Origin of the sequence: uncultured Microbacterium sp., assembly GCF_964244775.1 — a bacterium.
Classification (GTDB): Bacteria; Actinomycetota; Actinomycetes; order Actinomycetales; family Microbacteriaceae; genus Microbacterium.
In genome coordinates, this window is the sequence record NZ_CAXTJR010000001.1 from 349,677 (window position 1) to 362,976 (window position 13,300).

Annotated in this window: 14 protein-coding genes and 1 other RNA gene; 10 read left to right on the forward strand and 5 right to left on the reverse strand. The window is 68.5% G+C overall.

The window, feature by feature from the left end; genetic code table 11:
- Positions 1–48: 48 nt before the first annotated feature.
- Positions 49–663, reverse strand: coding sequence for a DUF5134 domain-containing protein (locus ACFE6Z_RS01645; RefSeq protein ID WP_375383948.1), 615 nt, complete (start codon positions 661–663; stop codon positions 49–51).
- Between the two features lie 108 nt (positions 664–771).
- On the opposite strand from ACFE6Z_RS01645, the gene ACFE6Z_RS01650 reads away from it, so the two are divergent.
- On the forward strand, positions 772–999 hold the full coding sequence (locus tag ACFE6Z_RS01650; protein ID WP_375383949.1) for a heavy-metal-associated domain-containing protein: 228 nt from the start codon (positions 772–774) through the stop codon (positions 997–999).
- Here the strand turns inward: ACFE6Z_RS01650 and ACFE6Z_RS01655 are convergent.
- The gene (locus ACFE6Z_RS01655; RefSeq protein ID WP_375383950.1) at positions 960–2,336 is read right to left on the reverse strand and encodes an MFS transporter; all 1,377 of its coding nucleotides are present in this window, start codon (positions 2,334–2,336) and stop codon (positions 960–962) included. The two genes, ACFE6Z_RS01650 and ACFE6Z_RS01655, sit on opposite strands and share 40 nt — an antisense overlap.
- 21 nt (positions 2,337–2,357) lie before the next feature.
- On the opposite strand from ACFE6Z_RS01655, the gene prfB reads away from it, so the two are divergent.
- The 4 genes from prfB to smpB all read left to right on the forward strand — a co-directional run bounded on the left by prfB (position 2,358) and on the right by smpB (position 6,132).
- Positions 2,358–3,467 (forward strand): peptide chain release factor 2, encoded by a 1,110-nt coding sequence (prfB, locus tag ACFE6Z_RS01660; protein WP_375383951.1) that lies wholly within the window; start codon positions 2,358–2,360, stop codon positions 3,465–3,467.
- 91 nt (positions 3,468–3,558) lie between these two features.
- The gene (gene ftsE, locus ACFE6Z_RS01665; RefSeq protein WP_375383952.1) at positions 3,559–4,656 is read left to right on the forward strand and encodes a cell division ATP-binding protein FtsE; all 1,098 of its coding nucleotides are present in this window, start codon (positions 3,559–3,561) and stop codon (positions 4,654–4,656) included.
- Complete coding sequence (gene ftsX, locus ACFE6Z_RS01670; RefSeq protein WP_375383953.1) at positions 4,653–5,567, forward strand: permease-like cell division protein FtsX; 915 nt, start codon at positions 4,653–4,655, stop codon at positions 5,565–5,567. Before ftsE ends, ftsX begins: the two co-directional genes overlap by 4 nt.
- Positions 5,568–5,655: 88 nt before the next feature.
- Positions 5,656–6,132, forward strand: a complete 477-nt coding sequence (gene smpB / locus ACFE6Z_RS01675; RefSeq protein ID WP_375383954.1) for an SsrA-binding protein SmpB — start codon at positions 5,656–5,658, stop codon at positions 6,130–6,132.
- A gap of 9 nt (positions 6,133–6,141) precedes the next feature.
- Here the strand turns inward: smpB and ACFE6Z_RS01680 are convergent, their stop codons facing one another.
- The 3 genes from ACFE6Z_RS01680 to ACFE6Z_RS01690 all read right to left on the reverse strand — a co-directional run bounded on the left by ACFE6Z_RS01680 (position 6,142) and on the right by ACFE6Z_RS01690 (position 9,728).
- Positions 6,142–7,599 carry an MFS transporter gene (locus ACFE6Z_RS01680; RefSeq protein ID WP_375383955.1) on the reverse strand — a complete coding sequence of 486 codons (1,458 nt, stop codon included), beginning with the start codon at positions 7,597–7,599 and terminating at the stop codon, positions 6,142–6,144.
- An 85-nt stretch (positions 7,600–7,684) separates the two neighbouring features.
- Positions 7,685–9,025 carry a M20/M25/M40 family metallo-hydrolase gene (locus tag ACFE6Z_RS01685; RefSeq protein ID WP_375383956.1) on the reverse strand — a complete coding sequence of 447 codons (1,341 nt, stop codon included), beginning with the start codon at positions 9,023–9,025 and terminating at the stop codon, positions 7,685–7,687.
- A gap of 28 nt (positions 9,026–9,053) precedes the next feature.
- Positions 9,054–9,728: an SIMPL domain-containing protein gene (locus ACFE6Z_RS01690; RefSeq protein WP_375383957.1), complete on the reverse strand. Its 675-nt coding sequence runs from the start codon at positions 9,726–9,728 to the stop codon at positions 9,054–9,056.
- Between the two features lie 137 nt (positions 9,729–9,865).
- Here ACFE6Z_RS01690 and ACFE6Z_RS01695 point away from each other — a divergent pair, with 137 nt between their 5' ends.
- The 5 genes from ACFE6Z_RS01695 to ssrA all read left to right on the forward strand — a co-directional run bounded on the left by ACFE6Z_RS01695 (position 9,866) and on the right by ssrA (position 13,274).
- A complete protein-coding gene (locus ACFE6Z_RS01695; protein ID WP_375383958.1) occupies positions 9,866–10,690 on the forward strand; it encodes a DUF4397 domain-containing protein in 825 nt (274 codons plus the stop codon).
- 132 nt (positions 10,691–10,822) lie between these two features.
- Positions 10,823–11,464 carry a class F sortase gene (locus ACFE6Z_RS01700; RefSeq protein WP_375383959.1) on the forward strand — a complete coding sequence of 214 codons (642 nt, stop codon included), beginning with the start codon at positions 10,823–10,825 and terminating at the stop codon, positions 11,462–11,464.
- The gene (locus tag ACFE6Z_RS01705; protein WP_375383960.1) at positions 11,461–12,060 is read left to right on the forward strand and encodes an RNA polymerase sigma factor; all 600 of its coding nucleotides are present in this window, start codon (positions 11,461–11,463) and stop codon (positions 12,058–12,060) included. Before ACFE6Z_RS01700 ends, ACFE6Z_RS01705 begins: the two co-directional genes overlap by 4 nt.
- Positions 12,047–12,784 (forward strand): anti-sigma factor, encoded by a 738-nt coding sequence (locus ACFE6Z_RS01710; RefSeq protein ID WP_375383961.1) that lies wholly within the window; start codon positions 12,047–12,049, stop codon positions 12,782–12,784. The genes ACFE6Z_RS01705 and ACFE6Z_RS01710 overlap by 14 nt, the downstream gene beginning before the upstream one ends.
- Positions 12,785–12,905: 121 nt before the next feature.
- Positions 12,906–13,274, forward strand: a transfer-messenger RNA (tmRNA) gene (gene ssrA / locus ACFE6Z_RS01715).
- The last annotated feature ends 26 nt before the right edge of the window (positions 13,275–13,300 follow it).

Below are 13,300 nucleotides of genomic sequence, written 5' to 3' on the forward strand. Positions count from 1 at the left end.
CTCTCTCTTTCTGTTGCCACCAGAGGTGGTGGACGACAAGGGCGGAAATCAGGCGGCCAGCATCAGCCAGCACATCGCCGCCATTCCGAAACTCATGACCGCGCCGGAGGCGACGTCACCGGTGTGTCCTCGCCAGGTGCGTGCCGGACCACGGACGCAGTCGATGAACTCGACGACCAGCACCACCGCGATGATCAGCAGCGCGGCGGTGGCGGCGATCCCGATCGCCGCGCTGGTTCCCGAGAGCGCGGCGTGCGAATGCCCGGACGTCGGCATCGGGTCGCTCTGGGAAGTGCCGACCATCGGGGCCATGGCGGCGACCATCCACACCATCGCGATCATCATCACCGCGTGTGCGACCTGGTGCCAGGGCCCGTGCCCACCCAGCATCCGGCGGGAGATCACGCGCCGAACCTGCAGCACGAGAAGCACCAGAAACCATGCTGCGCCGGCGGAGAACACGACGATCTGCAACCCCGCCGGGATCGCCGCCCACCACGCCCACGGCATCGCGATCATGTCGGCCGCCATCACCACGTGAAACCCTTGTCCGACTGCTTGCAGGGGTCTCGTCCGGTCGGCGACGATCCGGTACAGCGAATAGAGGGCCAATGCCCCGAATACGACAGTGAACGCCCACTGCGCAGCCGGATCGGTGACCATCAGCATCCTTCTTAGTTCTACAACTCGTAGTGTTGAGCGTAGTAGCGGAAGGCGCCACGGCAAAACTACCTGTTGTAGAGTTGGGTCGGAAGACAGCGAGGTGTGACGATGGCGGAACTCGAGTTCTGGGTCGACGGAATGACGTGCGCGCACTGCGAGCGAGCGGTCACCGCGGAGCTTGCCGCGGTGGACGGGGTGGCCGACGTGCGGGTGGATGTCGCGTCCGGTCGGGTGCAGGTGACCCACGACGCGCCGCTCTCTCGCACCGCGGTCGAGCGGGCTATCGACGATGCCGGCTACGAGTTGAGGTCTTGGTCCGCCGATCTCGGCGGCTGAGACGGTTCCGTCCTCACCTCGGGACGCACCCGCGGCACGAACCGCGGCACCCAGCGCACGAACGCGAGGGCGCCGACCAGCCCGATGACCCCGATCGCGCCGGTCGCGATCGCCAGAGTCGACAGGGCGGCGATGCCCGACACGAGCAGGGGCGCGGCCGCACCGCCGGCGTCCGACAGCGTGCGCCACGACCCGAGGAACGGGGCGGGGTTCTGGTGTGGCGCGACGTCGGCGCCGAGGGTGAGGAGGATGCCGCTGGACAGCCCGTTTCCCACGCCCAGCACGGCGGCGAACAGCGCGAACCACATCGCCGACTGCGGCAGGTCGTGCGTGAATGAGAGGGCGAGGAATCCGAGACCCATCAGGATCATCGCCGGCAGGGCGGCCCACAGCCGGCCGAATCGATCCATCACCTGGCCGCTCGCATAGAACAGCGCGAAGTCGATCGCGCCCGAGATGCCCACGACGAGCGCGAGGGTCTGCGCATCCAGCCCGATCGATACGCCCCAGATCGGCAGTACCGCCTGGCGTGCCGAGCGGACGGCGGAGAGGGATGCCGCGGCCAGCCCCAGCCGCGAGAGCACGACCCGGTACTCCCACATCGTGCGGAAGACGCCCCGGCGGGGTGGCGTGGGCACTGCGCCGGTGATCGGCTCACCCGTGTCGACCGTCTCACCGGCGGCCGCGGCATCCGAGATCCGCCGTGCGCGCTCCTCGGCCTGGAGCCGCTGCTCCGGGTCGGGCGCGACCAGTACGAGCACGACCGTCGCGACCAGGCAACACGTGAAGAACCAGATCGACGCCGTCGTGTCGCCGAACACGCCGATCAGTCCGGCCGAGATGAAGGGTCCGACGAAGACCCCGAGGCGGAACGTGCCGCCCAGCAGCGACAGGGCACGCGCGCGGAACGCGATCGGCACGCGGGTCGTCATGAAGGCGTGGCGAGCCAGGCCGAATGCGGCCGTGCAGAATCCGATGACGAAGACGGATGCCGCGAGCATCGCCACACTCGCCGCGAACACCATGCCCATCGTGCCCACGATCGAGAGCACTCCGGCGGCGACGAGCGTGTAGCGCTCGCCGATGCGGGCGACCGCCCAGCCTGCAGGCAGATTGCCGATCAGCTGGCCGACCACGAGCGCCGAGGCGACCAGCGCCGCCATGGCGATGTCGGCACCGAGCCGTTCGGCGATCACGGGCAGGAGCGGGATGATCGCCCCTTCGCCGAGTGCGAACAGCACGGTGGGGCCGTAGATCATCGGACCGAACCGCCACAGAATGCCGGCGGCCCCGCCTGCATTCGGGCGGCCTGCATTCCGGCGATCGGTCACGTGCATCCACGTTAGTCTGGGGAAGCCATGCTCGAACTCGATCTGTCCGCCGACATCCAGGCGCTGCGCTCCACTTTCGCCGATATCCGCGAGGTGGTCGACGTCGAGGGGCTTCGTACCGAGATCGCCCGGCTGAGCGAGGAGGCGGGTGTCCCCGACCTCTGGGACGATCCGGATGCCGCGCAGAAGGTCACCAGTGCGCTCAGCCACCGGCAGTCCGAACTGGGCCGCATCCAGAGCATCGAGAGCCGTCTGGACGACCTGGAGGTTCTGGTCGGGCTCGCGAACGAGATGGGCGACGAGGAGTCGGCCGACGAGGCGCGCAAGGAGCTCACTGACCTGGGCGCGATCATCGGGCAGCTGGAGGTGCAGACGCTCCTGGACGGCGAGTACGACGCGCGCCCCGCGGTCGTCACGATCCGCGCAGGCGCCGGGGGAGTGGATGCCTCGGACTTCGCCGAGATGCTCCTGCGCATGTACCTGCGCTGGGCCGAGCAGCACAAATACCCCGTCACGATCATGGACTCGTCCTATGCCGAAGAGGCGGGCATCAAATCCGCGACGTTCGAGGTCGACGCGCCGTACGCGTTCGGCACGCTCAGCGTCGAGGCCGGCACCCACCGGCTCGTCCGCATGAGCCCGTTCAACTCCGCGGGCAAACGCCAGACCTCGTTCGCCGCGGTGGAGGTCATCCCGCTCCTGGACGAGGCGGTCGAGGTCGAGATCCCCGAGAACGACCTGCGCGTCGACGTCTTCCGTTCCTCCGGCCCCGGCGGTCAGTCCGTCAACACGACCGACTCCGCGGTGCGCCTGACCCACATCCCGACCGGGACGGTCGTGTCGATGCAGAACGAGAAGTCGCAGATCCAGAACCGCGCCGCCGCGATGCGCGTGCTGCAGTCGCGCCTGCTCATCCTCCAGAAAGAGCAGGAGGCGGCGATCAAGAAGGACCTCGCGGGCAACATCACCGCCAGCTGGGGCGACCAGATGCGCTCCTACGTGCTCGCGCCCTATCAGATGGTCAAAGATCTCCGCACCGATTACGAGGTCAACAATCCGACTGCCGTGTTCGACGGCGACCTCGACGGCTTCATCTCGGCGGGCATCCGCTGGCGCAAGCGCCCGACCGACGACTGAAATCCCCGGTCGCGCATACGGCTTTCATAGGATGCCGTTGCCGGGTGTCGCTCGTGGCCCCGATCGAGCCCGCACTTAGGCTCGTTGAGCCATGATCAGGTTCGAGAACGTCAGCAAGCGCTACCGCGGCACGGCCAAGCCCGCACTCGACGATGTCGACTTCGAGGTGCAGCGCGGGGAGTTCGTCTTCCTCGTCGGGCCCTCCGGGTCGGGCAAATCGTCGTGCCTGCGGCTCATTCTGCGCGAGGAGAATCCGAGCGACGGGCGCGTCGTCGTGCTCGGCCGCGACCTGCGCACGCTCTCCAACCGCAAGGTCCCCTACTTCCGTCGCCACATCGGAGCGGTGTTCCAGGACTTCCGGCTGCTGCCCACCAAGACGGTGTTCCAGAATGTCGCGTTCACGCTGCAGGTGATCGGGTCATCCCGGGGCTTCATCCGGCAGGCGGTGCCAGAGGTGCTCGCCCTGGTGGGGCTCGACGGCAAGGAGAAGCGCTTCCCGCACGAGTTGTCCGGCGGCGAGCAGCAGCGTGTGGCGATCGCCCGCGCGCTGGTCAACCGCCCCCAGGTGCTGCTCGCCGACGAGCCCACCGGAAACCTCGACCCCGGCACGTCCGTCGACATCATGCAGCTGCTAGCCCGCATCAACGCGGGCGGGACGACCGTTGTGATGGCCACGCACGAGGCCGGCTTCGTCGACCAGATGCAGCGGCGCGTGATCGAGCTCAGCCGCGGCGAGATGGTGCGCGATGAACGGCACGGCGGATACGGCGACACATCCGGGCTGCCGAGCCTCGCGCCCGAGCCGGTGAAGGGCGCGGCGGCCCTCGCCGCTCTCACCGCCGTGCTCGAGGTGCAGCGCGAGGTCAGCGAAGACGGGGCCGTCGCGCCCGCGGCCGTCGCGGCGGCGGTCGAGGCCGCCGAGGAGGCGGCCGACGCGGCGGTGCACGACATGGCCGTGAACAACATCGCGCAGCAGGCTCGGGATGCAGAAGCCGCCGCCCATGCGCAGGCTCTGGCGACAGCATCCGCACCCGCGGCGAAGCCGACCGCAGAACCCGCGCACCCGCTCTCGCAGCCGATCCCGCTCGTCGACCTGCCCGAACTCGACCTCGCCGACCTCGGCGTCGCCGACCGCCTCGGGCTGGGCGGCGACGCGGACGAAGACCACGGAGTGGGGCCCACGTCATGAGGTTCGGGCTCATCCTCGGCGAGGCCTTCACCGGCCTCCGCCGCAACGCCTCGATGGTGATCTCCGTCGTGCTGGTCACGTTCGTGTCGCTCACGTTCGTCGGCGCCGCGATCCTGATGCAGATGCAGATCGGCGCGATGCGGGGGTACTGGGTGGATCGCGCCCAGGTCGCGGTCTACATGTGCACCGCGACCTCCACGACCGACACGTGTGCGGGGGGTGCCGCGACGCAGGATCAACTCGCCGAGGTGCAGGCCAAGCTCGACGGCCCTGCGTTGGCGCCGCTGATCCGCGACGTGCGGTTCGAGAGCAGTGACGAGGCGTACCAGAACGCCTTGACTCTGCTCGGGAGCGACTACGCCGGCATCCTCAGCGCCGATCAGTTCAACCAGACGTACTGGATCAACCTCGTCGACCAGGGGAAGTCGAACGTGATCGTCGAAGCGTTCTCCGGCACGTCCGGGGTCGAAGAGGTCAAAGACCAGCTGCAGTACCTCGATCCGCTGTTCTCGGCGCTGACCGTCGCCACCTACATCGCGGTCGGCATCGCCGCGCTCATGCTCATCGCGGCGGTGCTGCTGATATCGACGACCATCAGGCTCTCGGCCTTCGCCCGCAGGCGTGAGATCGGCATCATGCGCCTGGTCGGAGCATCCAACCGCTTCATCCAGACCCCGTTCATCCTCGAGGGCGTGATCGCCGCCTTCGTGGGCTCGGTCCTCGCCAGCGCGGCCATCCTGCTGGGCGTGCACTTCGGGGTGGACGGCTACCTGAGCACTCGCATCGACTTCGTCACCACGTGGGTGAGCGTCGGGGATGCGTGGATCGTCGTCCCGGTGATCATCGGGCTGGGGATCGTCCTGGCCGCACTCTCGGCCGGATTCGCGATCCGGCGGTGGCTGCGGGCCTGAGCGGCAGCGAAAGCCGCACCGCGTTGTATGCTGGTGGGCTGCCGCGCCCTCGGACACCTCGAGGTGGCGGCGCCGACAAGGAGTCGTCATGCCCAAGGAACGCGGGGAGAAGGTCGTCGCGACCAATCGTCGCGCGCGCCACGAGTACAACATCGAGAAGACGTACGAGGCCGGACTGGTGCTGACCGGCACCGAGGTGAAGTCGCTGCGGCAGGGCCGCGCGAACCTCTCGGACGGCTATGCCTACATCGATGGCGGCGAAGCATGGCTGGATGCCGTGCACATCCCGGAGTACTCGCAGGGCCATTGGACCAACCACGCCACCAAGCGCACGCGCAAGCTGCTGCTGCACAAGGACGAGATCATCAAACTCTCGCACGCGGTGGCCGCAGGCGGCTACACGCTGGTCCCGTTGAAGCTCTATTTCTCAGACGGGCGCGCCAAGGTCGAGATCGCGATCGCCAAGGGCAAGCACGAGTGGGACAAGCGCCAGACGCTGCGCGAACGGCAGGACAAGCGCGAAGCTGAGCGCGCCATGCGCTCGAAGAATCGCCTCGGCGACTGAGGCTTCGATCTACGGAACCGCCGGCTGGCTCTCAGCCTCGGCCACGGCCTTGTCGGTGAACGCCTGCTTCGGCACGAACGCGAGCAGCACGGCGGCGGCGAGCGCCGTGAGACCGCACACGAGCCACACGGTGAAGTAGCCCGAAAGCGAGCCGGCCGTGCCTTCGGTGGCACCGCCTGCGGCGTGATTGATCAGCGCGATGCCGAAGACGCACGAGGCGATCGCGCCGCCCACGGTCTTGACCGAATTGGTCAGCCCGGTGGCGACCCCCGTCTGCGTCGGGGGAGCAGCGGATGCTGCGGCGGCGGGGAGCGCCGCGACCAGCGCACCGGAGCCGAGGCCCACGATCACCATGTTCGTGATGAGCTGCACATAGCTGTCGTGGAAGGGCAGGAACAGCAGGAAGCCGATCGCGACCAGCACGGACGCGCCCATCAGCGTCACGCGCGGCGTGACGAGCCGGGCGACCGTCGGGAACACGAGCGCGCCGACGATCATCGCGACGAGGTAGACGCCGATGATCAGGGAGGTGGCGAAACCGGTGGTCCCGAGCCCGTATCCGTAGACGGCGGGGTCGGTGCGGGCGAAGGTCGACAGCGGCGCCTGCGCGCCGAGCACGCTCACCCCGAAGAGCCCGGCCGTGAGGAACACCGGCCCAAGGGCGGGCGAGCGGAACATGCGCACATCGATGAGCGGGTCGTCGTGGCGCAGTTCCCAGACCGCGAAGGGCCAGACCAGGAGCACGCCGAGGGCCACGAGCGACCACGCCAGCAGGTCGCCGCCGCCATTGAGGCGCAAGAAGCTGAGACCGCCCGTGAGCGACAGCAGCGCGAGCGAGATGAGGACGAGCCCGACGGTGTCGAGGCGGCCGCCGGTAGGGGCAGGCGATTCTCTCACCCCGAACCAGATGACGAAGAAGCACACCGTGACAGCGATCGCCGGGACCAGCAGCACGACGGTCAGCGGCAGCGAGTCGACCAGTGCCCCGCCGACGAGCGCTCCGGTGATCGCGCCGATTTCGAGAGCGGCGACGAGAAGTCCGGCGGCACGCGCCGTGATGCTCGATCGCCCGGTCATCGAGCGCGAGCGCGACCAGATCAGCGCGATCTCCAGTGGCAGCCAGACCACGTAGAAGCCCTGCAGCGCCCACGCGACGAGGAACACCGCGAAGACGTCGGTGAACGGCAGCACGAGCGAGGCGGCCGCCGTGATCACGGTCGAGATCAACAGCATCCGCTTATGACCGACCATGTCGCCCAGCTTCGCGAATGCCGGCACGACCAGCGCCGACAGCATGAGCTGCGTGCCTTCGAGCCAGTTGACGTCGGCGTCGTGGATGCCGAGGTTGCGTGCGATGTTCGTCAGCATCGGCGTGTAGTAGCCCTGGAGGATGCCGCTGGTGAACTCCACGAAGGCGAGGAAGCCCACGACGCTCGCGAGGGCACCCAGAGTCTTGGCGCGCGTCATCGTTCTCCTTCGAACGGGGTGAAATCGGGTGCGATCACTGTATCCGCTTGGTCAGCGCAGATGTTCGATCGAGGCAGGCGTTCGATCAGAGCAGGCGTTCGATCAGAGCTCGGTGGAACTTCTCGCCGCGTTCGAGCGCGACGATCTCCACGCTCTCGTCGACGCCGTGGATCGACGCGCGCTGCGCGTTCGACATCTCGAGGGGTGCGAAGCGGTAGACGGCGGGCGAGAAGCGGTGGAAGTGGCGCGAATCGGTGGCGGCCATCATCACGTACGGGACGGCGGGGATGCCGGGGTGCGAGGCTCCGAGAGCCTCGGCCAGCAGCGCGAACTGCGCGTTGTCGGTGGGCGATTCGGGCGAGGGCTCACTGGACTCGGTGGCGGTGACCACGACGAGCGGATCGCGGATGCGTCGCCGAACGCGCCGCAGCGTTCCCGCGACGGTCTCGCCGAGCGCGATCCGCAGGTTGAGGATCGCGGATGCCTGCGACGGCAGGACGTTGGCGGCCGTTCCGCCCGACTGCATCGTCGCCGCGACGGTCGTCCGCACGAGGGCGGCCGGCTCGCCGCCGAGGCGGGCGAAGACCTGCGCGGTGAGGGGCGGGACGGCGCCGAGGAGGCGCAGCAGGAGCCGTGCGGGGCCTGAAGTCTCGCCGGCGAACTGCGACAGCATCCGAGTGATCGCCCTCGGTGCGCGCGGGCGGAAGGTCGCGGCGTCAAGACGATCGATGGCGCGCGCGATGCGCCGGACGGCGGTCAGCGGCGGGGGAGCAGAGGGGTGTCCACCCTCGCCGCGGGCGGTGAGGGTGACGGTCAGCACACCCTTCTCGCCGACGCCGATCATCGCGGCGCGCCCGGAGACGAACGGCAGCGGCGAGTCGACGACCGCGCCGCCCTCGTCGACCACGAGCCACGGCACGATGCCGCGAGAGCGGAGGGAAGCGGCGATCTCCTGCGCGGCCGATCCGTACGTCTCCTCGTTGCCGCCGAACGACAGGTAGACGTCGCGCGCGGGCACGAATCCGTCGGCGAGGAGGTTCTCGACCGCCTCGAGGATCACGATGAGCGGGCCCTTGTCGTCGAGTGCCCCGCGCCCGTACACCGAGCCATCGGCGATGCGCCCCTCGAACGGCGGGTGCGTCCAGTCATCGCTCTCGTCGACTGGAACGACGTCGTAGTGCGCCATCAGGAGGAGCGGGCCGTCGGATGCTGTGCGCCGGCCCTTCCAGCGGAAGAGCAGACCGAACTCGCTGTGCCGTTCGAGTTCGAGGTGTGCGTGGGTGAGCGGATACAGCTCAGCCAGGAGCGCGACGAACTCGTCGAACGGTGCGTGCCCGCGCTGCTCGAGCTCGGCCGACACGGTCGGGAGTGAGATCATGCGGGAAAGTCGCTCCGCGATCCCCAGGCGTACGCTCGCGGAGCTCATCGAGTAAAGATATCCCGTCTCTCCGGGCTCAGCGCGCCATGAACCGCGCCTCGACCGCGGCCGTGACGACGATGTCTTCGGGCTGGAATTGGACGGCGGGTGCGGAGCCGTCCATGACCCCCATCGCCATGGCCCGCAGCATCTTCGGGGCCGGTGCGCCGCCGCCGTCAGGTGCGCCATGGGTGAGCAGTCCGAGATCGGCGATCTCGAGCGGTGTGATCGCGGTCAGCCCGATCGCCCCGGCATAGGCGGTGGCGCGGTCGACGGCGACGCGTACGGCCTGGGTCGCGACATCCGCTTCGGTCTGCTTCGCCGTGCCGGGCGTGAGGCGCCACGTCACGCCGTCGACCTGCACGCCCTCGCGTTCGGCGACGTCGCTCACCCACCACGAGAGCGCGGCGAAGTCGGTGAAGGTCGCGGTGATCTCGACCGTCGCGTAGTGCACCAGGGCGAGCTGCTTGCCGTCGTTGTTCCACGGGCGGTTGGCCCAGACGGCGGTGCGCTGGCTCGACCAGTCGACGATCGTGCCCTGCTCCTCGCGGGCGCTCAGGTCGTCGCGGAGAGGCAACACGAGTGCCGCGATGCGCTCGACGACAGTGCCGCGTTGGGGCCCCTCGGCCTTGACCGTGACGCGCGCGACACCCTCTTCCGGTGCGATGCGCGTCTCGTGCTCGCCGCGGACGGTGATGATGACTTCGCTCATGGCACCGACCCTACGCCGGGACCCTGGGCCGCCGTGAAGTGCCACTGAAGAATCTGCATCCACCTGCATCCGAATCATCCGATCGGGGGGAAGAACTCCATGACGGGCGGATCGGCCGCTCGCTGAAGGAGGAACTCGTGCGCAAGACACTCACTCTCGGCCTCGCGGCCGGAATCGTGGCGGCGGTCGGCTTCGTCGCCCCCGCTCAGGCCATCTCGTCGACCAGTGCGGATCTGTCCGTTCTCCACGCCATCCCGGGCCTCACCGTCGACGTGTACGTCGACGGAGCGCTCACTCTGGACGACTTCGCGCCGGGTACCCTCGCCGGGCCCCTCGACGTGCCCGCCGGAGACCATGTCGTCGCGATCACGGCGGCCGACGCCCCCGACGCGAGCGCTCCGGTGCTCGGCCCGGTGACCGTCAGCCTCGCGGCGGGCGCGAGCTATACGGCCGTCGCTCACCTCGATGCGGACGGCAATCCCACTGTCACTGCGTTCAGCAACGACATCAGCGCGACGCCGGCCGGCCAGGGTCGACTGACGGTGCGCCACGTGGCCGCGGCGCCCGCGGTCGACATCATCGCGGGTGGCGCGCCCGTGATCTCGGGGCTGACCAACCCGAATGAGGCGAGCCTCGTGCTGCCCGCCTCGACCGTGTCGGCGTCGGTCGCTCTGGCAGGCACCACCGCTCCGGTGATCGGACCGGCGGACGTGCCGATCAAGGATGGCACGCTGACGATCGTGTACGCCTGGGGGAGTGCGGCTGACGCCAACCTCGCCCTCGCGACACAGGAGGTCACGACCGCGCACACCGATCCGGGTGGGGTCAACTCGGGTACAGCGGGCTACGCCGCCGATCGCGACGCGATGGTGCTCACGACGTGGACCGTCGGGATCGCCGTGCTGTTCGCCGCTCTCGTGGTCGCTCTCGTCCTCGTGCGGCGTCGCCGCACGCAGTCGTGACGCCCACGCTCTGAATCCCGGCTGCGGGCCGCGCACGCGCCCCCCATCGCGGCTTCTCCCGCCGCCCGCAGCCGGGCTCCCCTCTTCTACTCCTTCCCGTTCCGCTCCGCTCTTTGGATTCGAACATCGTCGATGAGAACCATTCAGCTCCCCCTGATCATGATCGCCCTGGCCGCCGCGATGCTGTCCGGGTGCTCGTCACCGGCCCCGCCCGCATCGGCCGTCCCGCCGGTCACCGCCACCTCCGCGCCGGCACAGACTGCGCGCCCGACCGCGGCAGTCAACGTTCCGGTGGCGGCCGCGACGCTCGCGCCGGCAGCAGTCGCCGATCCACCGACACGCGTGAGCATCGCGGCGATCGGCATCGACGTTCCGATCGTGCCGGTGGGTGTGGAGCCTGACGGGCTCATGGAGCTCGATCCCGACCCGGCCATCGCCGGGTGGTATCGGTACGGCCCCGACCCCTCGACCGGGCAGGGCAACACCGTGATTGCGGCGCACATCGATTCGCCCGACTACCCGATCGGCCCCTTCGCGTCGCTGCGCGACGTGCCCGCCGCTTCCGAGGTCGTCCTGGAGACCGCGAGCGGAGGGCAGCTCCGCTACGCCGTCGAGAGCATCACCTACTACCCGAAGGCCGAGCTGCCCACCGCCACGCTGTTCGAGCGCAGCGGCCCGCCGGCCCTCGTCCTCATCACCTGCGGGGGAGACTTCGACTCCGATACCGGGCATTACAGCGATAACGTGGTGATGATCGCGAGGCCCATCCCATGACCGGCGTGGGCATGATCGGGGGTGACGGCATGGACTCGGCATCCCCTCCCGACCGCGAAGCGGCCTTGAGCATCCGCTTCGGCCAGGGTGATGAGCGCGCACTCGAAGAGATCTACCGCCGCTGGTCACCCGTGATCTACACGCTCGCGCTGCGGTCGCTGGGCGATCGGAGCGATGCGGAAGATGTCACGCAGCGCACCTTCGTCTCGGCCTGGACGTCGCGGGCGTCGTACGACTCGGAGAAGGCCCGCCTGTCGACGTGGCTCGTCGCGATCGCCAAGCGGCGGATCGCCGACACCCATGAGACGCGCGCCCGCATTCGGACGCTGCAGGGTGAATTGCAGCGGACGGCGACGCCCGATGAGCTGGTCGTGGAGCCGACCGCCGACCTGGGCGACACGATATTGGTGGCGAGCGAGCTCGAGAGGCTCGAACCCGATGCCCGCACGGTGATGCGCATGGCCTTCTTCGACGATCTGACACATCAGGAGATCGCGACACGACTGGGAATGCCGCTCGGAACGGTCAAGAGCCATATCCGCCGAAGTCTCACCCGCCTGAGAACCCGATTGGAGGTGACCCATGTCGCACCCTGAGGATCACCTCGACCCGGAGCAGCTCGCGCTGCTGGCGATGGGCGAGCCCGTGGCATCCCGAGCCGACTCGGAGCACCTCGCGGTGTGCGTGGACTGCGCGGAAGAACTGCAGGAACTCACGCGCGCCGTGGAGGTGGGTCGCGCGACCATCGACGTCGGCGAGCTCGAAACGCCCGACCCCGTCGTCTGGACGCGTATCGCTCAGGAGCTCAAGCTCGCGTCGCCCCTGGAACCATCGCCGGCCGAACGCGCGGCGCTCACGCAGCCGGCTCGACCCTCGCGACTGCGCACGTTCTGGTCGCTCGCTGCGGCGATCGTGCTGTTGGCGGGAATCGGTCTGGGCGGGTGGGTGCTCGGTCAGGGGTCGACGCTCGTGCCGGTGGCGCAAGCCGCGCTCGCACCGTTCCCCGATCATCCGGGGGCCGAGGGGTCGGCGCTGGTCGAGCAGAAGAGCGACGGCGAGCAGATCGTGCGGGTGACGCTGGATGCCTCTGACACGCCGGACACCTATCGCGAGGTGTGGCTGATCAACGCAGACGCGTCGGCGCTGATCAGTCTCGGGGTGCTCGACGGCACCGAGGCCACGTTCCCGATCCCCTCAGGCGTGGACCTGCGCAATTACGTGCTCGTCGACATCTCGCAGGAGCCGATCGACGGCAATCCGTCGCACTCCGGCGACTCGATCGTGCGGGGGAAGCTGGCGTTCGACTCGGGTCCGGTCTGAAGTGATGCCGTCAGGAATGGGCGAGCCGCGGCATCCGTTGTAGACTGGGATGCTCGGCACCGCGGTGGCGAGCGTGACAAGTCAACAGCGTGACAGTGGCCGCCTTCGAGAGAAGGATCACGGGGATGATCGGTTTCGACATCGTCTTATGATCTGCGAGAAGCGGGCCGAGGATGCAGGGTTATCTCGTAAACGACCTCTGCAAAAACATAATTGCCGATGCAAATCGCAATGAGTTCGCCCTCGCTGCATAAGCGAGCCTGAACTCCGTAAGACCGTAGGCGTTCCCGCTACGGACCCTTGCGTCATCTAGGGGACTTGCTGCGTGACGGCGTCTGGACGTCACGCGGGACTCTTCCCAGGCTGGGCTCGTCGACTTAGGTGTCTGTGACAAATGTCGGAGCCGAGCAGAACGCATTCACAGACTGCGCCCGGAGAATGCGCAGAGACTCAGCGATGGACGGGGGTTCGATTCCCCCCATCTCCACTAGCCGCTGTCACGTGAGCGAATGTCAC

Bases quoted from the DNA above. Each gene is read 5' to 3' on its own strand.
- ACFE6Z_RS01645 (WP_375383948.1), bottom strand. From the start codon at position 663: ATGGTCACCGATCCGGCTGCGCAGTGGGCGTTCACTGTCGTATTCGGG.
- ACFE6Z_RS01650 (WP_375383949.1), top strand. From the start codon at position 772: ATGGCGGAACTCGAGTTCTGGGTCGACGGAATGACGTGCGCGCACTGC.
- ACFE6Z_RS01655 (WP_375383950.1), bottom strand. From the start codon at position 2,336: ATGCACGTGACCGATCGCCGGAATGCAGGCCGCCCGAATGCAGGCGGG.
- prfB (WP_375383951.1), top strand. From the start codon at position 2,358: ATGCTCGAACTCGATCTGTCCGCCGACATCCAGGCGCTGCGCTCCACT.
- ftsE (WP_375383952.1), top strand. From the start codon at position 3,559: ATGATCAGGTTCGAGAACGTCAGCAAGCGCTACCGCGGCACGGCCAAG.
- ftsX (WP_375383953.1), top strand. From the start codon at position 4,653: ATGAGGTTCGGGCTCATCCTCGGCGAGGCCTTCACCGGCCTCCGCCGC.
- smpB (WP_375383954.1), top strand. From the start codon at position 5,656: ATGCCCAAGGAACGCGGGGAGAAGGTCGTCGCGACCAATCGTCGCGCG.
- ACFE6Z_RS01680 (WP_375383955.1), bottom strand. From the start codon at position 7,599: ATGACGCGCGCCAAGACTCTGGGTGCCCTCGCGAGCGTCGTGGGCTTC.
- ACFE6Z_RS01685 (WP_375383956.1), bottom strand. From the start codon at position 9,025: ATGAGCTCCGCGAGCGTACGCCTGGGGATCGCGGAGCGACTTTCCCGC.
- ACFE6Z_RS01690 (WP_375383957.1), bottom strand. From the start codon at position 9,728: ATGAGCGAAGTCATCATCACCGTCCGCGGCGAGCACGAGACGCGCATC.
- ACFE6Z_RS01700 (WP_375383959.1), top strand. From the start codon at position 10,823: ATGAGAACCATTCAGCTCCCCCTGATCATGATCGCCCTGGCCGCCGCG.
- ACFE6Z_RS01705 (WP_375383960.1), top strand. From the start codon at position 11,461: ATGACCGGCGTGGGCATGATCGGGGGTGACGGCATGGACTCGGCATCC.
- ACFE6Z_RS01710 (WP_375383961.1), top strand. From the start codon at position 12,047: ATGTCGCACCCTGAGGATCACCTCGACCCGGAGCAGCTCGCGCTGCTG.